This window comes from Faecalispora anaeroviscerum (genome assembly GCF_947568225.1).
Lineage (GTDB): Bacteria > Bacillota > Clostridia > Oscillospirales > Acutalibacteraceae > Faecalispora > Faecalispora anaeroviscerum.
In genome coordinates, this window is the sequence record NZ_CANOOQ010000001.1 from 2,768,527 (window position 1) to 2,787,259 (window position 18,733).

General features: G+C 48.1%; 18 protein-coding genes. All 18 read left to right on the plus strand.

All coding sequences use genetic code 11. The features are described 5' to 3' along the window. The 18 genes from QOS46_RS13550 (at position 1) to QOS46_RS13635 (ending at position 18,594) form a co-directional block, all read left to right on the plus strand. Positions 1 to 438, plus strand: a complete 438-nt coding sequence (locus QOS46_RS13550; RefSeq protein ID WP_283610532.1) for a prepilin peptidase — start codon at positions 1 to 3, stop codon at positions 436 to 438. Then, the gene (locus QOS46_RS13555; protein ID WP_283610533.1) at positions 435 to 566 is read left to right on the plus strand and encodes a hypothetical protein; all 132 of its coding nucleotides are present in this window, start codon (positions 435 to 437) and stop codon (positions 564 to 566) included. The genes QOS46_RS13550 and QOS46_RS13555 overlap by 4 nt, the downstream gene beginning before the upstream one ends. Before the next feature lie 15 nt (positions 567 to 581). Next, positions 582 to 1,403 (plus strand): Flp pilus assembly protein CpaB, encoded by an 822-nt coding sequence (cpaB, locus tag QOS46_RS13560; protein WP_283610853.1) that lies wholly within the window; start codon positions 582 to 584, stop codon positions 1,401 to 1,403. Continuing rightward, positions 1,400 to 2,209, plus strand: a complete 810-nt coding sequence (locus tag QOS46_RS13565) for an AAA family ATPase (protein WP_408611477.1) — start codon at positions 1,400 to 1,402, stop codon at positions 2,207 to 2,209. The genes cpaB and QOS46_RS13565 overlap by 4 nt, the downstream gene beginning before the upstream one ends. Then, positions 2,209 to 3,729 carry a CpaF/VirB11 family protein gene (locus QOS46_RS13570; RefSeq protein ID WP_283610538.1) on the plus strand — a complete coding sequence of 507 codons (1,521 nt, stop codon included), beginning with the start codon at positions 2,209 to 2,211 and terminating at the stop codon, positions 3,727 to 3,729. The genes QOS46_RS13565 and QOS46_RS13570 overlap by 1 nt, the downstream gene beginning before the upstream one ends. Then, entirely contained in the window at positions 3,726 to 4,655 is a 930-nt protein-coding gene (locus QOS46_RS13575; protein ID WP_283610540.1) for a type II secretion system F family protein, read from the plus strand. The genes QOS46_RS13570 and QOS46_RS13575 overlap by 4 nt, the downstream gene beginning before the upstream one ends. Before the next feature lie 10 nt (positions 4,656 to 4,665). After that, complete coding sequence (locus tag QOS46_RS13580; protein WP_283610542.1) at positions 4,666 to 5,538, plus strand: secretion protein F; 873 nt, start codon at positions 4,666 to 4,668, stop codon at positions 5,536 to 5,538. Positions 5,539 to 5,549: 11 nt separating this feature from the next. After that, on the plus strand, positions 5,550 to 5,954 hold the full coding sequence (locus QOS46_RS13585; protein ID WP_283610543.1) for a DUF4320 family protein: 405 nt from the start codon (positions 5,550 to 5,552) through the stop codon (positions 5,952 to 5,954). Positions 5,955 to 6,043: 89 nt separating this feature from the next. Further along, positions 6,044 to 6,595 (plus strand): hypothetical protein, encoded by a 552-nt coding sequence (locus tag QOS46_RS13590; RefSeq protein WP_283610545.1) that lies wholly within the window; start codon positions 6,044 to 6,046, stop codon positions 6,593 to 6,595. Positions 6,596 to 6,685: 90 nt separating this feature from the next. After that, positions 6,686 to 7,249, plus strand: coding sequence for a DUF6550 family protein (locus tag QOS46_RS13595; RefSeq protein WP_283610547.1), 564 nt, complete (start codon positions 6,686 to 6,688; stop codon positions 7,247 to 7,249). Between the two features lie 66 nt (positions 7,250 to 7,315). Continuing rightward, on the plus strand, positions 7,316 to 8,992 hold the full coding sequence (locus tag QOS46_RS13600; protein WP_283610549.1) for a hypothetical protein: 1,677 nt from the start codon (positions 7,316 to 7,318) through the stop codon (positions 8,990 to 8,992). A 14-nt stretch (positions 8,993 to 9,006) separates the two neighbouring features. Then, complete coding sequence (locus QOS46_RS13605) at positions 9,007 to 9,483, plus strand: hypothetical protein (RefSeq protein ID WP_283610550.1); 477 nt, start codon at positions 9,007 to 9,009, stop codon at positions 9,481 to 9,483. Between the two features lie 20 nt (positions 9,484 to 9,503). Next, positions 9,504 to 9,845 (plus strand): DUF3852 domain-containing protein, encoded by a 342-nt coding sequence (locus QOS46_RS13610; protein WP_283610551.1) that lies wholly within the window; start codon positions 9,504 to 9,506, stop codon positions 9,843 to 9,845. Positions 9,846 to 10,059: 214 nt separating this feature from the next. Beyond that, the gene (locus tag QOS46_RS13615) at positions 10,060 to 10,236 is read left to right on the plus strand and encodes a MerR family transcriptional regulator (protein ID WP_283610553.1); all 177 of its coding nucleotides are present in this window, start codon (positions 10,060 to 10,062) and stop codon (positions 10,234 to 10,236) included. A 43-nt stretch (positions 10,237 to 10,279) separates the two neighbouring features. Next, the gene (locus QOS46_RS13620) at positions 10,280 to 11,572 is read left to right on the plus strand and encodes a sensor histidine kinase (protein ID WP_283610555.1); all 1,293 of its coding nucleotides are present in this window, start codon (positions 10,280 to 10,282) and stop codon (positions 11,570 to 11,572) included. Then, a complete protein-coding gene (locus tag QOS46_RS13625; protein ID WP_283610557.1) occupies positions 11,569 to 12,231 on the plus strand; it encodes a response regulator transcription factor in 663 nt (220 codons plus the stop codon). Before QOS46_RS13620 ends, QOS46_RS13625 begins: the two co-directional genes overlap by 4 nt. A 171-nt stretch (positions 12,232 to 12,402) precedes the next feature. Further along, positions 12,403 to 12,708 (plus strand): DUF2442 domain-containing protein, encoded by a 306-nt coding sequence (locus QOS46_RS13630; RefSeq protein ID WP_283610559.1) that lies wholly within the window; start codon positions 12,403 to 12,405, stop codon positions 12,706 to 12,708. A 3-nt stretch (positions 12,709 to 12,711) separates the two neighbouring features. Further along, positions 12,712 to 18,594: an S-layer homology domain-containing protein gene (locus QOS46_RS13635; RefSeq protein ID WP_283610561.1), complete on the plus strand. Its 5,883-nt coding sequence runs from the start codon at positions 12,712 to 12,714 to the stop codon at positions 18,592 to 18,594. Positions 18,595 to 18,733: the final 139 nt, after the last annotated feature.

Here is an 18,733-nt window from a genome sequence, read left to right on the forward strand (position 1 = left end):
ATGTCCAGTGTCGTTATTCAAGCTATTTTGTTCACAGCATTACTCATTTATGCCGCCGTAAAAGATGTACAGACAAGAGAAATATCCCCATACCTTTGCATAGGAATTGCCTGTTTAAGCCTACTTGATTTTTATCCCGAAAATCTTTTAGGGCTTGGCATCCCCGTTATTCTATGGGTGTGTGCTACATGGATTTGCCCGGAACAGCTTGGCGGAGGCGATATTAAGCTGACTACTGTCGTAAGTGTTCTAATCGGTTTTACTGCTACTGCTTACGGAATCATCATCGCATTTACCTTAGAGCTGCTGATATTTCAACAAATCAAAAGGAAACTGACAAAGCAAGGGGCATGGAACTACGCCATGCCTCTTGCTCCTTTTTTAGCCGTAGGATTTTTAACCACATATTTTATGAAATTAGGAGGACTAACCATATGAGAAAAATTAAGAACAAAAAGAGCATCGTGGCACTTTGTGTCATCGTTCCTATTGCCACAGCACTTGCCTTTGTGCCGAAAATCGTGGCTGAATGCAAGAAAAGAAAGTATACATCTACATCGTTTTAAGGGAGGTTTGTAATGATGAAATTTATGAAAAACAGAACCGTAGTGGGAATACTTTGCATTGCCTTGTCCCTGCTTATTTGCTTTGGAATTACACCGCTTTTCAATCAGAGCATCAGTCAAAAGGTGGAGATTGTCCGTGTGGCAAAGGAAATTAAGACAGGCGATGAAATCACAAAGGATATGGTACAAACCGTAGAGGTTGGAGCATATAACCTGCCCGAAAATATTATCAAGACCAAAGAAACTGTGATTGGCGCATTCGCAACCGCAGATTTTGCTGTGGGTGACTATATCCTAAACACCAAGGTGTCGCAGACTCCTGCTTATGAAAATGCCTATCTCTACAATCTTGATGGCACAAAGCAAGCAATTTCGCTCACCCTTAAAACCTTTGCAGGTGGTCTTTCCGGCAAGCTACAGTCGGGTGATATTGTCTCTGTCATTGCTGCCGATTTCAGAGAGCAAGGGTTGACGGTCATTCCTCCCGAGCTTAAATATGTGGAGGTAATCTCTGTGACCGCACCCAGTGGCTATGATGCCAACACAGGCGAACAGACTACTGGCGAAGATGAGCGAGAATTGCCCTCTACTGTGACGCTTCTTGTCACTCCTGAACAGGGCAATATCCTTGCTGAATTGGAAGCCGAGGGCAAGAGCCATTTGTCCCTTGTGTTCCGTGGTGATAATGAAAAGGCACAGCAGTTTATTGCAATTCAAGAGGAAGTGATTAATAAGTTGCATCACCCTGAAATCTCAGCAGAATCAAGTGTATCGCAGGATGAGAACCAGCCTGCTCCGGAGACAAATGTGCAGACTGGAGAAAGCGAGGGTGAATAATGAATTTTATGAAAAACAGCGTATTTAAGAAAACAGATAAGGCAGAACAACCCAAGGAACAGGTTTTGCATGGCGGTGTCCTTGCTGTTTGGGGCAGTCCCGGCAGTGGCAAAACCACTGTGGCAGCCAAGCTTGCCAAGCATCTTGCTGACAAGCGAAAAAATGTGGTCTTGCTTTTGTGCGATATGACAGCACCCATGCTTCCTTGCATCTGTCCACCCTCGGATTTGGAATGTGAGAAGTCCTTGGGCAGTATTCTTGCCGCCCCTCATGTCAATGAATCCTTGGTGAAATACCATATGATTACCCACAAAAAGATGGATCATTTGACTATCTTGGGAATGCTGAAGGGTGAGAACGAATATAGCTACACCCCATTCGGAGAAACGCAGGCAAGAGAGCTGATTGAGTCTCTTCGCAAAATTGCACCATTTATCATCATTGACTGTGGCAGCTATATTGCCAATGATGTGCTGTCCGCAGTGGCACTTCTCGAAAGCGATGCGGTACTTCGTCTTGCAAACTGTGACCTAAAATCGGTCAGCTATCTGTCCAGTCAGCTTTCCACCTTGCAAAGTGCGGGCCTTGACTTTGAAAAGCAGTATAAATGTGCCGCCAATATCAAAAGCAATCATGGCATAGAGCATATGGGCGGTGCTATGGGAAGCCTTAGCTTCAAGCTCCCACATTCTGAAGAACTGGAACAGCAGTACCTTGAGGGCAATCTCTTTTCAGATTTAACCCTAAAAGATAGCAGAGATTTCCGCCGTGAGCTTGAAAAAATTGTAAAGGAGGTATTCGGCTAATGAAGTTAGGTAAAAAGCGAGGAAACTCCATCTTTTACAAGGATAAGGCAATCACAGAAGCACTGCAGACTCAAGAACTCCACGCAAAAGTTAATGTTGTGCAGGAACGAGCCGAAGAAATCATCACAACCGAAAAAGAAAATATTGTACCTATAGAGCTGGGCGTTAAGAAAAACACCCACTCTATTTTTTTTGCTCCTGAAAGCGAGGGTAAGGACTTCTCATCTGTACTAAAAGAGGTACAGGAATACATCTCAGAAAACTATGCCCAGCTCATCACCGACAGTACCATTGAGGATGCCAAGGAGCAGATGAAACGCTATATCTCCAAATTCGTCATGGAAAAGCGAATGGCTGTTAAGGGTATGACCTGCAATGAACTGATAGACGCCCTCTATACCGAGATGGCAGAGTACGGATTTTTGACCCAATATATCTTTGGGAAAAACATTGAAGAAATCGACATCAACTCGTGGCAGGACATTGAGGTGCAGTATTCCGATGGGCGAAATGTCAAGCTGGACGAACACTTTGACTCCCCTGAGCACGCCATAAATGTGGTGCGCAGAATGCTCCATGTGTCGGGAATGGTCTTGGATAATGCCAGCCCCGTTGTCCTTGGACATCTTTCCAAAAACATTCGTATTGCCGCTATGAAAACGCCCATTGTGGACGAAGATGTGGGTATCTCTGCCTCCATTCGTATCGTAAACCCACAGAGCATGAAGAAAGAGGACTTTGTAAACACCGGAACCGCCACAGGCACCATACTTGACTTCCTGTCATCTCTCATTCGCTATGGCATTTCTGTCTGCGTTGCCGGTGCTACATCCAGCGGTAAAACCACTGTCCTTGGCTGGTTGCTAACCACAATTCCCGATAACAAGAGAATTTACACCATTGAAAATGGTTCCCGTGAGCTTGACCTAACACGCTTTCAAAATGGCAAGGTGACAAATTCGGTAATCCATACCCTCACAAGGGATAGTGAAATCGAAAGCCAGAAGATTGACCAAATCAAGCTACTTGACATGGCTCTTCGTTTCAATCCTGATATTGCGGTGGTTGGCGAGATGCGTGGAGCTGAAGCAAATGCAGCACAGGAAGCCGCCCGAACAGGCATTGCGGTGCTGACCACCATTCACGCAAACTCTTGTGAAGCCACTTACCGCCGAATGGTATCCCTGTGCAAACGAGCCGTGGATATGAGCGATGAAACCCTCATGCAGTATGTGACCGAAGCCTATCCTATCATTGTGTTTTGTAAGCAACTGGAGAATAAACAGCGCCGCATGATGGAGGTTATGGAGTGTGAAATCCTGCCTAACGGCGAAAGAGTTTACCGCACCATTTTCCAATATGTCATCACGGAAAATCGCATGGAAGATGGCAAATTCATCATTGACGGTCACCATGAGCAAAGAGCCTCTATCTCGGAGAGCCTTTCTAAGCGACTATTGGAAAACGGTATGCCTTTGGCACAAATCGAAAATCTAAAAAGTGAGGTGAAAACAGCTTGAATATAGTTTTACTCCTTGCCTGTGTGGGAATGATCACAGGCTTTTTTATTTTGCTTTCCATTACACCAACCGAATTTACAGATGGTGTGTTCTCAAAGTTGTTGTCCAATTCCAAGAGTTTAAAGGCACAAATCAATGAAAGCACCAACCGTAAAAAGGTTGGCTTTTTCAAACGAGAGATTACCGAGGTACAAGAGATTTTAAGGGTGACAGGCAGAAGTACGCGGTTCCCCTTTCTGTGTTTGTTTTCACTGGCACTCTTTTCAGTGGGGGCAGCTATTGCTATCGGCTTTGGCAACTTCTTCGCCGTACCCGTCCTTGCGGTTGGAATGATGATGTTACCATTTTGGTATGTGCGCTTAACCCAAAGCCACTTTAAAAAGGACATTTCCGCAGAGCTTGAAACGGCACTCTCTATCATTACCACCGCTTATCTCAGAAATGAGGATATTGTAACGGCTGTGGAGGAAAACATCGGATATCTTAACCCTCCAGTACTATCGGTGTTTAAGGCATTTACCTACCGAATTAAGATGATTGACCCTGACATTGTAGCAGCACTCAGGGCCATGCGAGATCAGATTGACAACGCTGTGTTCCATGAATGGTGCGATGCCATGATTTCCTGTCAGTACGACAGAAGCCTTAAAAGTACATTGACGCCTGTTGTCACAAAGCTATCCGATATGCGGGTGGTAAATGGGGAGCTTGAAAACTTGGTGTTCGGTCCACGAAAGGAGTTTATCTCCATGCAGGTGCTGATGCTCTGCAACATTCCCTTGCTGTATTTTCTCAACAAGGATTGGTACCACACCTTGATGCATACTGTGCCGGGGCAGATTGTTCTTGCAATTTGCTTTGTGATTATGTTTGTATCAATGGCATTTGTGGTAAAGCTGACACAGCCAATCGAATACCGAAGATAGGAGGTTCAAGATGCAACTTTTAATTTTACTCTTTGGCACATTCTTCGGTTTGGGATTGTTCTTCGTCCTTGCCGATGTGCTGAAACTACCCAGCCTTGCCACAGGCAAAGCAATGCTCACCGCAACCAAGCAAACAGGCGAAAAAGCAAAATCCGTAGATGCAATGATCACTGCGTGGTCGGTGAAACTTGCGAAATATCTGCCTATGGACGAGTATAAAAAAATCCGTATGCAGCACACCCTATCGGCCGCAGGCATGAAAGAAACACCGGAGGAATTTACAGCCTATGCCATACTGAAAGCAGGATTGATTGCACTGGCGGTAATCCCTTGTCTGCTTGTTTTTCCTCTTCTTGCTCCGGTAGTGCTGTTCCTTGCGGTGATTGTTTACTTCAAGGAAATACGCAAAGCAGGTGAAAAGCTCGCAGCAAAGCGAGAAAAAATTGAAGTGGAACTGCCGAGGTTTGTTGCTACCATCACCCAAGAGCTAAAAGCAAGCCGAGATGTCCTCTCCATGCTTGACCATTATAAGAAAAATGCCGGTGAGGACTTTGCCAAGGAACTGGATATTGTAACTGCTGATATGCGTTCAAGCAGCTATGAGGCAGCACTCACCAGATTTGAGTCAAGGCTCAACTCGCCTATGCTTTCCGATATTATTAGAGGACTCATCGGAGTGCTTCGTGGTGATGACGGCAGTATGTATTTTCAAATGCTATCGCACGATATGAAGCAGTTGGAACTGCAACGCTTAAAAGCTGAAGCGATGAAAATCCCACCGAAAATCCGAGTGTTCAGCTTTTTAATGCTTATGTGCTTCCTCATGATGTACATGGTGGTTATCATCTTCGAAATTATCCGCTCTCTTGGCGGAATGCTGTAGGAGGTGGCAGTATGCAAAAACTACTAAAACCACTGAAAAACAACCGTGGTGAGGGATACATTGATGTGGTCGTGCTTGTCTTGTGTGCCATGCTTGTTGTGGCACTTGCGGTTAAGGTATTCCCAGCCTACATTGCAAAGCAAAAGGTGGATACCTTTGCCACTGAGCTTATGCGTGAAGCAGAGATTGCAGGCAGAGTCGGTTCAGAAACAGCAAGACGAGAGGAAATCCTTGTTGAAAAGACAGGGATTGACCCCGATGTGGACTGGTCACGCACAGGCAAGATTCAGCTTAACGAGGAAATCACTGTGGTGGTAACCTACCAAATGGATATTGGACTATTTGGTGACATCGGCTCATTCCCCGTAACCCTGCGTGGTGAGGCAATGGGAAAAAGCGAGGTATATTGGAAATGAGTGGCGAGCCGCCACTGGCAATTCGCACACCCAATCTGTGCAAATCCAAACCAATGTGCCTGCGACAAAACCTCGTGGAAAGGAGAAAAATGATAGAAAAATTATTGAAACCCATAAAAAACAATCGTGGCAACGGTTATCCTTTAGCCGTTGCCATTACTCTTGTTTTGGTGATGATTTTTACAGGCATTTCAGAATACTTTCGTTTGATGATTGTTGCCGAGGGTGTTCGTGATGCTCTGCAAGATGCTGTCATTGCAACAGTCACCGAAAATTATGATGATGTCTACCACGGAGTGCGTGAGGGATATTCAGGTGGGTATCAGCCACTGTCCGATGACTTTGAAGAATCGTTGGATTACGGCGATATTTATGCTAAAATGGATACAATACTTGGCTTATCCGTGGAAAACGGATACCATGTCAAATCTGCAAGCGATACCACCGAAGTTCAGTTTCGAATATGGAATCTTGATGTTAATATCGAAAACGCACCCCTTGCCACATCAGATCGTGAGGGTTACAGATTTCAAGTAGACAGTTCTATTATGCTTGAAGTTCCTGTATCCTTTGGAGGAAAGCTTCTGCCGCCCATGCGAATTAAGGTGAAAAACAGCGCCGGTTATACCCCTAAATTTTAAGTTTCTGATAACTTGGAATCTTTCAGTAGCTATTACTTACTTTCTATGGTAATGTGTGGCTTAACAAAAAAAGAACGGAGGAAACCCCTTATGAAGAATATGAATGAAAAAACAAAGAAATGGCTTTTTATTGCCGGAGGTTTTGCCCTAAGTGCTGTCCTCGTGGTGGCAATCGCAGGACAGTTTAGAACAGTCCCCATTCAGGATGTAGACATCCCGTCTCAGAGCAGCAGCTCCCAAGATGTGGTGGTGGATACCCCTGATATCACAGAAAAAGAGGATGGTATTACGGTACCGCCTATCCAAATCCCACAGGAATCTGAATCTGCAAACGGTGTGGACAAAGGTACCGAGCAGACCATTCAGCCGAATACATCAGAAAAGCCTAACTATACTGAAGAAGAACTGAAAAATCCAGATCAAAAGCCCAAGGGTGATAAGGTAACCGAAAATGACAAACCGCAGGATCACGATAAGGTTGAAAAACCTGTTACATCACCTAAGACCGATAATCAGCCTCAAGGCGGAGATAAAAAAGATGGTCAGATTTATGTGCCGGGCTTCGGTTGGATAGATGACATCGGTGAAGGACAAGGAACTGTCGTTGATGGTGATGGTGACATCAACAAGCAGGTCGGTATCATGGGAGAATAGAATATATCAAGTAAAGGAAATGCACTGCAAAAGCGGTGCATTTTTTCTTTGCGGAAAGGAATCTCAATGAAAAAACAATTGATTGCAATGTGCCTTCCTCTTGTCTTAGCTTGCTGTTTTTCTGTTCCTGCCTTTGCAGTCGGGGATGGAAATATTGATGCAGGAGGGGGTGGTATGGGTGAAGGCACCAGCTCTAACGTGTGGTCTCCGGGCAATGATGGTGTACGAGTAACGGTAGTAAAAGCAGAAAACCATTCACCCGTGACAACACCCATTGATTTAACAAACAAATCACCGACTAATGTTCGGGTTCATTTTGGGAAAGTAAGTAAACTAAGCTATAATGGTGGAGCAGGATTAACGCCAAGTCAAAGTGCGTATGCATTTGTTAATCCCGTGCAGCCAATGCCACGAATTGTAAGTACAAATGGGAGTAATAACATCGAAGCAATTAAGAAATATTTTTGCTCCGAATATACAATTAAAAGAATTGCTGATATTACAGGCATGGACTACGATGTGTTAATCGGTGGCAAGTATAAGCTACTTCTTGAACCTTTAGCGTTTTACAAATTTGAAGGAGTCATGATAGCCACGACTGCTACTGAGGCCGCCATGTATGATGAACAGGTCGGGGGTCTTCTGCGAAAACGCATGGTGTCGCTGTCTCATAAGAATCTGCCTCTTGCCATGTTTTTGGAGGTATCGGATTTAGGCTACCCGGCTTGGGGAGGAAGTACCACCAAGGCAGCTTCTAATGCAGACATCAAATCCTCCCTTGGGCTTGGTGTTGTACGTTTTACAGAGCAACCAGAGCCTCCTGTTGTTTCTGCTTATGATTACGAGTACAGGGTAAACACCGAGGTTATCACCGCAGTAACTGTTAGTGGTGGGCAGTCTGATCCCGACACACCTACAAGAGTCAGCTTCAATATTGGCGGTAAAACCTATAATGTGGGCAATGTCTATTACCCCGAGGGCGATTCACAGTTGGCATGGGTAAAATGGACAACACCTGCTACGGAGCAGGATATGGTGATTCATGTATCTATTCGTGGCCCCGGCGGTACAGACAAGACCACCATCAACTGTAAGATTATTGACCTTGATAAAAACCCACCTCCAAACCCTGTTGCCGATGACCGCAACGACAGTTTCAAGCAAGAATCTGTTCCACAAAGGGCAGAAAAAGACCGAGCCGATTGGACGGTATGGGACCCGTGGTGGCAGGAATATTGGGTTTGGCACGGTGATGATGAGGACGGATTTTGGTGTGATCATGGGTGGTGGGAGTTCGATTTAGGCCGCTATTATGCAAGCCTCACCTCATCTATGAGCATCAAGTGCGATGACAAAAATCCAACAGCAAATGGTCGTGTAATGAAATCGGGCTATGGCATTAATCAGACTGCAACTGGCAGTATTCGTACTAACCAAAGCGCGGCTGTTACACAGCCACAGAACAGTGTCAGCTATTTCCCAGAGTTTAACTACCAAACCTATTGGCGCTTGTTAGAGCGTATGGGTGGCGGTAGATTTGAATTTCAGAAGAATAACTACTCCACCTATAAGAATCGGACACATTTCTCACCGATTTGGATGCCGGACGGAAAATATGAGGTGAACACTTGGCTCATTGATGGATGGACTCCTGCGGGAATGCTGTCTGCAAATCTCACAGACAGTTTAACAATCCGTGGATCACTTTGGCAGGATTGGCATATTGGTCCCTTGCAGCCTTAAAACAGGAGGAAAAAATGGCATACGAACGCATTACATCACCACCCGAGGTACTGTATCACTACACTAAAAAAGAAAATCTGCCACAGATATTGGCAGATGGAAGAATCCGAAAATTTCATGACAAAGAATGTTGGTTTTGTAGTTCTGTAGAGAATACGCTCAGACTCATGGAACTGACTGTTATGAATGAGGGTGGCTTATATATTGGAGTAGATGGGCTACCAAAGCGATATCCTAAATTTCAGCCCGATGAGTATGTGATCTTAGAGCTTACCCCACGATATCAAAATGGTGAGTGGGTAAAGTGGAATCAAGAAATAGATAGCCGATGCTCTGCCGAGCAGAAGTCTCTTGCAGAAGAATTCAGCAGCTTAAAAATCGGTTATCGTGGTGACTTGAAATTTCAGTCAGAACCAAAAGCTATAGAAATAAGTGAAGCCTTACAGATGAGAGCAGCAGAAGCTCCCACCATGCAAGGCTTTTGCTATTGAAAGAAAGGTGGATACAATGTATGAAGAATCATAAAAAGTTAGCAACTGTTCTTGTGGTGGCCCTTCTCTTTTGCCTGTTTTGCAGCACTACCGCATTTGCAGCAGGAACAGGCGATGTTGCAGGGGCCATTGAAAGCACTTGGAACGATGCCTCAGGGCAGATTAAAACCGTAGTAAACAAGGTGGTGTTCCCTGCAATTGACCTTATTTTGGCAGTGTTTTTCTTTGCCAAATTGGGGCTTTCGTATTTTGATTATCGAAAATCAGGTCAGTTTGAGTGGGCAGCTCCGGCAATTCTTTTTGCTTGCTTGGTGTTTACCTTGACTGCTCCGCTCTATATTTGGACTATACTTGGTATGTAGGCGAAAAAGAGCAGACCAACTCTTTTTATAGAGTCGGTCTGCTCTATAAATTATGGAGTGCTACAAGCAGATTTGAATAGCTATCATCATTTTCTATAAACTCAAACACATCCCTTGGACAAATGTCAAAATACAAAAACAAGTGCTTTGCATTCTTCCGCGAAAAGAAGTATAATGTATTCATCTATTATTCCCATGAAAACAGGTGAAGCATATGGATTACATAACGGTCAAAGAAGCTGCACAGAAGTGGGGTGTCTCCACCCGCTCTATTACCTATCATCTTGTGGATGGACGCATCCCAGACGCTGTGAAAAAAGGAAACCTTTGGCTTATTCCCGCAGTCGCCGAAAGGCCTGCGGATTTGCGCAGGAGAAAGAAAAAGCGATGAAATTCGCTGTCCTTTGCAGAATAAAATTATGGCAGGTGAGAATATGAAAAATCGGCTAACACAATTTATCAGCACATTTTTTGGCACCGGTCTCGATTTTCGGGTACGGTTGTTTAATGTACTGGCCATGGGCGGAACCGTCATCAGCTTGGCTATGGCTCTGGTTGGCATTGCAATAAAAACAGGGGCTGGAAATATCATGGCTAATTTCATTTCAGCCGCCCTCTCCTACGCCTTGCTCTGCTATTCCCGGCGCACCGGTCGGTACCAGCTGTGCTATTTCATCACGATTGTCGCCATTTTTCTGGTGCTCTTCCCGATCATGTTCTTCTCGGCGGGGGGATACCATAGTGGGATGCCCAGTTTTTTTGTATTTGCGGTGGCCTTTACTATCCTGATGTTGGAGGGGAAAAGGGCCATTGTGATGTCAGCTCTCGAAATTCTCCTATACCTTGCCATTTGCATGATTGCCTTTCGCTATCCTCACTTGGTCAATGCTTGGGACACGGAGCCAGACTTGCTCGCAGATGTGATGGTGGGGTTTGTGTCGGTCAGCGCTGTGCTTGGTACAATGCTCTATCTCCACTTTAAGCTCTATAACGAGCAGCAAAAACGGCTTGACGAACAAAACCATATCCTGGAGAGGGCCAGCCGTGCGAAAACAGAATTTCTGTCCAATACCTCCCACGAAATGCGCACGCCACTGACCGTTATTTCGGTGAACATTCAGACGGTGGCAGAAATTTTAGAGGACATGGGTGAAGCGGTAAAGGATGGGGAGGCAGCGGAGCTGCTCCAAAACGCCCAGAGGGAGATTATGCGGCTGGCTCGCATGGTAGGCGGGACGCTGACGCTGGCCGCCATGAGCGAAAACACAGACAAGCAGGCGGTGGATTTCTCCACCCTGCTGCGCAGCAGTACGGAAATGTTCACCCTGCATCTGCAAAAGGGGGGTAATACCCTGACTTCGGAAATTGCGGGAGGGCTGACCGTGTTCGGCAATGCGGATCTGCTGGCGCAGGTGGTAGCAAATCTCCTGCAAAACGCAGGTGCCTACACCCAGCAGGGCGAGATCACTTTAAATGCAGAAAAAGCCGGGCATGAGATTCTGATTACGGTAACGGATACTGGTGCGGGCATTTCTGCCGAGCTACTGCCCCATGTGTTTGAGCGGGGCATCTCTGCCGGTGGTACAGGCTTTGGCCTGTATCTTTGTAAGGCTATTGTGGAGTCCCACGGCGGTCGAATTTGGATTGAAAGCGAACCCGGAAGCGGCACAATCGTAACTCTTGCCATTCCCACTTATGAAGGACAGTATGGAGGTGAAGGAGTATGAAACGGATTTTACTGGTGGAGGACAACGAGCAGATTATGCAGGGCAATGAGCGTATGCTTAAACGGCGGGGCTATGAGGTTATCACGGCACTGACCCTTGCAGAGGCCCGAAGCGCCGTTCAGGCACGGATGCCTGATCTGTTTGTGCTGGACATTATGCTGCCAGACGGGAGCGGTCTGGATTTTATGGCAGAATTTAGAAAGTATTCACAAGTACCGGTGCTGCTCCTGACCGGACTGACCACCCCGGAGGATATTGTGCGGGGGCTTACGGCGGGGGGCGACGATTACCTTCCCAAGCCTTATGACTTTGGAGTGCTGCTGGCACGGGTGGAAGCACTGCTCCGCCGTGCACAGCAGGTGCCGGAGCATATCCACAAGGGCAGGCTCCGCCTTGATGTGACGGCTGATGAGGCAACCCTTGACGGCGCTGATTTGCTGCTATCCCAGAAGGAATTTGCCTTGCTGCTGATTTTCGTACAGAACGAGGAGCGTTTTATCAGTGCGGAATATCTGTATGAAAAGGTGTGGAAGCATCCCATGTTGGGCAACAGCAATACACTGAAAACGACAATTAACCGTCTGCGGGACAAAATCAAGAGCAGTGGTTATCGAATTGCATGGTCTCGTGGTGAGGGGTACTGCTTTGAGAGAGAATAGGATTTTGAAATAATCAACACCACCCGTTGGGTTAGGAACCATAATACTTGTGGCGAGAGTAACAATTTTGTTACTCTCGCCACTTTTGATTTTATGGCATGGTAAAATTATACACAGATTATAGTAGACTTTAACCTTTTACGAATCGTGTGTTTAGACGAGGAGGTGGCTATGGAAATGCTATCTGAACAAACTGCAATGGAGCAGTCAAGAATTGTCCGTGTAGAGGCGTTTGATGGAGACACCTTTGGAATTACGCTGGAGAGCGGGCATACCGTCCTGCTGGAACTGGAGCACAGAATCAAAGAACCTGCCTTTGCCACACTGATCGAAAGCAGGGATTTCTGCAAGCCCTATACCGACGGCAAAGCAATCTGTTGGCCCGGTGGGGTATCCATCTCGCTGGAGGAGATTTTAGGGATGCTCTTGTCTCATGGGAATGTAACACAAAACCAAAATAATTATGAGGAGGAATAAGCAATGATAACAAAACGAACAAGCAAAACACTGTCTTTGTTTCTGGCATTTTGCATGGTGTTTACCCTGCTGCCGACGGTGGCCTTTGCCGAAACCGGTGATGTGGATTCCGGTGTGCCTTTAGGCGTGAGCAGCATCATCACCGAATTTGCGGCTTTGGAGGATGATATTGCCGAACAAAATGTTGATATCGGTACAGTCAAAGATGAATTAAAGCTGCTAAAAGAGCTGGCGGTCACCGTCATCGAGGGCGGCGATACCGCAACTGGCAGCGATGCAGCAGCAGAAACTCAAACTACTGTGGCAGTGTCCGATTGGACTGCCGAACCGGAGTATAATGGCGAAACGGCGGGTATTTACACCTTTACCCCAGTGCTGGATTTGCCCGAGAGCTTGACACTGGCGGAGGGCATAACTGCACCGACGATTACCGTGGCGGTGGAGCAAAAAGCGGTCACGCAGATGGCGCGGGGCGCTGTCTTGATGCTTAGTAGCAGCGGCAATACCATTCACCTAAGCGACACCAATCCGCTCACAAGCGGCACCGGCTGGAGCTACGACAGTGGGGCGCAGGTCTACACCATTGCAAACAACGCGGATGTGGTCATCACGGGTAGTAACGCGGGCAGTCAACGGCGTGTCGAGGTTGCTGCGGATGCGGTAGCCACAATTACGCTGGATGACGCAAGCATTTCTGGGCTTGGTGACAACCAATCGCCACTGCTGCTGAAAAGCGGTGCGGAAGTAAGCCTTGCCACTGCGGGCGACAACATCCTCAGTGCGGGAGGGAATTGCGCAGGCATACAAGCCCCCGCAGGCACAACACTGATAATCTTTCCCAACGAAACGTGGTCGTTTACCGTCACAGGCGGCACGAATGGTGCGGGCATCGGCGGTGGTGAAAATGAAGCGGGCGGCAACATCACGATAAACGGCAATCCAGTCACAGCCATAGGCGGCGCCAACGGCGCGGGCATAGGTGGCGGTGCGAACGGCGCAGGTGGCAGTGTAAGGTTAAGCGGTTGGGTCACAGCCATAGGCGGCACAAACGGCGGCGCCGCTATCGGCGGTGGTTCCGGTAGCAGCAACCATGGCTCTCTTAGCTTTGGCAGTTACACAAATTTCCGCTATTGGACGAACACCTCAAACTCCGACCCCGGTGGGACGGGGACGCATAACAGCACCACCGCTTTCCAGGAAAGTAGCCTGGGTATATTCAAATTCATAAGAATAGAGCCGCAGGCCCCACCAAGCAATATCATCGACCTAAGCGAAAACTACCCCTCCACAAGCGGCACCGGGTGGAGTTATGACAGTGGGACGCAGGTCTACACAATTGCAAATAACGCGGATGTAATCATTACAGGCAGCAACGAGTTCAATCAACGGTGCGTCGAGGTTGCGGTGAGCGCGAAAGTCGCAATCACGCTGGACGGCGCAAGCATTTCTGCACATGGCTACAGTCTGTCACCGCTGCTGCTAAAAAACGGCGCGGAGGTGACGCTCACCCTTGAGGGCGACAACACCCTCAGTGCTGGAGATAATTGCGCAGGCATACAGGCTCCCGCAGGCACAACGCTGATACTCGGTGGTGAAGGGTCGCTTAGCGCCGCAGGAGGTGCGAATGGCGCAGGTATCGGCGGTGCAAATAGCGCAAGCGGCACAATTACGATCGGAGGTACTGCAAATGTTACGGCTACAGGCGGAAGTAGCGGCGCGGGCATCGGCGGCGCGATAGGCGCAGGCGGCACAATCACAATCAAAGGCAATGCAACTGTCACGGCTACAGGAGGAGATTACGGCGCGGGCATTGGTGGTGCGAACAACTCAAGCTGCGATGCGGATGGTGCAGGCGGTACAATAATTATCAGCGATAATGCGAATGTCACAGCCACAGGCGGTTACGGCAGTGCGGGCATCGGCGGCGGTCAAAAAAGCGCGGGCGGTAATGTAAGGATAACCGGCGGCACGGTTAAAACTAGAGCTAAGAGTAGCCTTACATCGGCTATAGGTGCGGGTAACGGCAGCTACAGCCACGGCTCGCTTAGCTTTGACAGTTACACAGATTTCCGTTACTGGACGAATACCACAATCTCTGACCCCGGCGGCGACGGAATACTTCACAGCGTTACCCCTTTCCCGATAGCCAGCTTGAAAACATTTGCGTATGTCAAAATTGCGCCGGGGTCGGCGGCGACGGTTCCCAGCGCGCCGCAGAGCTTCACCGTTACTCCAGGCGACGGGCAGGTGGTTTTATCATGGGATGCTCCCGCCAGTAACGGTAACGCGGAAATTCTCCGCTATGAGGTTTCCAGCAACAACGGGGCGTCTTGGGTGACGGCTGCGGTCGACACATCCTACACCTTTACCGGCCTAACCAACGGCACAAGCTATACCTTCAAGGTACGAGCGGTCAATAGCGCGGGCAACGGCATAGAGGCCAGCGCTATAACTACTCCAACAGCGGGAGGCATACCGCCGACAAACGCCCAGGCGCCAAGCATTAGCGAACAACCTACTGGCGCAACCTACACGCAGAATGACACGGCCGTAGAGTTAGCCGTGACAGCAAGCGTAGTGGATGGCGGAACCCTTTCTTACCAGTGGTATAGCAATACGACAAACAGCACCGTTGGCGGAACAGAAGTCGGCACGAACAGTTACACATATACACCATCCACTGCCACGGCCGGCACGACCTACTATTATTGTGTAGTCACAAATACCAACAACGAAGCGACCACAAATAAAGCCGCCACGGTGACCAGTAATATTGCCACCATTCGGGTTGAAGCACCAAGCGGCGGCACAGTCACTGTCGCCACCCCAGCAGACCTGAAAGGGGCACTTGAGGCCACTGCACCTTCCACCATCACCGTGACGGCGAACATCGGCATAACCGAAAAAATCACGTTGGGCGCAAGCCACACGCTGGTGGTCACTTCCGGGAAAACCCTCAGCTTCACCGACAGCGGGAACATTGCCCTCGGAAGCCATACGCTTACCATAAACGGCGGCGGCAGCCTGGCGCTCGGCGGCACAAGCACCTACAGCTTGAACGACAGCCTGAGTGGTACCGGTACGCTGAACCTTGCGAATATCACTGTGGCAGTATCCGAATTGGGCATAAATGCCGGCACGTTGAATATCAACAGCGGCGCAGCAGTCACCCTCAATAATGGAAGTAGGAGAAACATGATTACCGTGGGACGTGACAGCACCTGCACCGTAAACAGTGGCGGTAAAATTGATATTCAAGACTTTTTTGATGTGGGCATAAATGTATACGGCGGCACCCTGCACATAAACGGCGGAACCGTTACGGTAGGTCCGGGGCAGGCAGGCAACAGAGGTATTGACCTGGGCACAACAGTAACAACCACTAAATTGCAAGTTAGCTCCGGTACACTGAACGGCACGACGGGCGGTAAGATTTGTTTTCAACAAGACACAAAAGCAGAGGGTGTAAACGGTCGGTTCAGTGACCGCGGCACCGTGTTGACCGCAAGCGAAGCGGTTACAGTCGGCGAATACACCGCCGCCTCATCTGCAACCGGGCTGACATCAGGTCATTACTATTGGAATGATGGCGTATTTGCAAAGCATATGATCTCCATCAGCTCCAAGCCCCAGAATATGTCTGTCACCGAGGGAGCAATCAGCGGATTCCTCTCTGTATCGGGCACAGCCAGCAATGGCGAAACTGTAACCTACCAATGGCTGAAATCTGATCAGGATAGCATATTGGGCACTGCTTCTATAATACCGGGTGCCACAAGCAATACCTTTACTATCCCCACTGACTTGACTGAGGGCAACTATTATTACTACTGCGATCTGAGAGCGGCAGAGTGCGGCAGTATGCGAAGTGACATTGCCACCGTTACGGTGAATGCGCCGGGCGATACCCCAACCATCACCATCACAAAGCATCCTCAGAATGTAACCGTAACACAGGGCAGAATTAACGCAACTTTAACGGCGCAAGCTGTATCGAACAACGGCAAGACTGTTCTCTATCAGTGGCGCCAATTTATCGGAGGTATTGGTAGTGATAACACACAGCTAATGCTTGGCGAAACAAGTAATACATTAGCCATCCCTAAAGGTTTACCGGCAGGAACTTATCGATATCTTTGCGTTTTTAACACAGATGGCACCGATTATGTAGATAGCGATACTGCCATCGTAACCGTGATGCCGCCTTCTGGCAGTGGTGACAGTGGTGGAAGTGATAACGGCGGCTCCGGCAGCGGAAGCTATACACCACCTCCAGCCACCACATCGCAACAAGTTCCGCTCAACCAGCCTGTTACAGCAACGACATCTGTCGTAGCAACAGCAGGGGCGAACGGTGCGGCAAGTGCGTCTATACCGGATAAAGCGGTAACTGACGCCATTGCCAAGGCACAGTCTGATGCAGCGAGCCAGAACAAAACAGCAAATGGAATTTCAGTGGAGCTGAATGTCACCATGCCAAAGGGTACAGCTTCCTTGATAGCAATCCTTACCCGCAGCTCTTTGGACAGTCTTGTGAGCGCTGGGGTCAGTAGCCTTAAAATCAACGGCTCCCTTGTAAAGGTAAGCTTTGATAAAAAGGCGCTGGCTGAAATCCAGAAGCAAAGCAGTGGTAACATCAGCATTGCTATTGCACCTAAGACAAATCTTTCAGATGCGGCAAAAAAGATCATCGGCACAAGACCGGTGTATGACATCACCGTGGGTTATGGCAGCGGTAAAACAGTATCCAGCTTCGGAGGTGGAGTTGCAACAGTATCTATTCCATATACACTGGGCAAGAATGAAGCGGTAGGCGGTCTGTATGCGGTCTATGTAGACGCAAAGGGTAACGCAACCCGCATTGCAGGCTCTGCCTATGATACAAATAGCGGCTGTGTTATTTTCACAACTACCCACTTCTCACAGTATGGTATCGGTTATACCGCACCGACAGCGAAGTTTACAGATATCAGCACCCATTGGGCAAAGGAAGCCATTGACTATGTGGTGGGCAGAGGACTTCTCTCCGGCACATCAGAAACTACCTTTGCACCGGACACTGCCATGACCCGTGGAATGCTGGTAACAGCCCTCGGCAGGCTGGCGGGAGTGGATACAAAAGTGCACACCACAAACAGCTTTACGGATGTCAATGCGGACAGCGCATATCGTCCGTACATTGAATGGGCATACAAGAATGGAATTATTCAGGGTATCGGTAACAATCAATTTGCACCTGACAGGGCAATTACCCATGAGGAAATTGCAGTTATTATCGCAAATTTCGCCAAAGCTACCGGATATACACTGCCTGTTACCCGCGAGGCAACAACCTATGCGGACGCTTCCAGTATCGGCAGCACCTACAAAACAGCGGTAACAGCGATGCAGCAGGCGGGCATTATGATGGGCGGCAGTGACAACAAGTTTAATCCGAAAGGAAATGCTACCCGCGCGGAGGTTTCCTCCATGCTGAACCGTTACATCAAACTCACCATCAACCCTGCCACAGCGCAGGGCTGGGCGCAGGGCGATGACGGTCAGTATATGTACTACAAGGACGGCAAGGTTCTTACCGGCACACAGACCATCGACGGTGTGAAGTATGTCTTTAACTCAAATGGTGTTTTGCAAACTGGATGGGTAAAAGACGGCGATAACTGGAGTTTTTATTCAGGCAAGACAATGTTAATCGGCTGGTGGGATCTTGGTGCAAACGGAAACAACAAGACCTATTACTTTACCAAGGACGGTCTGATGGTATCCGGCAAATGGCTGGAGATCGACGGAAAATGGTATTACTTCAATGCCGACGGATCCCTTGCTAAGAATACTAAAATCGACGGCTATGAGGTGGACGAAAACGGTGTAAGGAAAAGTAAATAACGCATACGAACACAAGGCAAGGGTGGGAGCCAATATCGGTTCCCACCCTTGCTTTCCGTATCCAGTTTGCTTTCCCTAAATTATCTTTATTGGTGTTTGTCATAGAGCTACCTGTTTTGTCTTGCAGTATATAAATAAT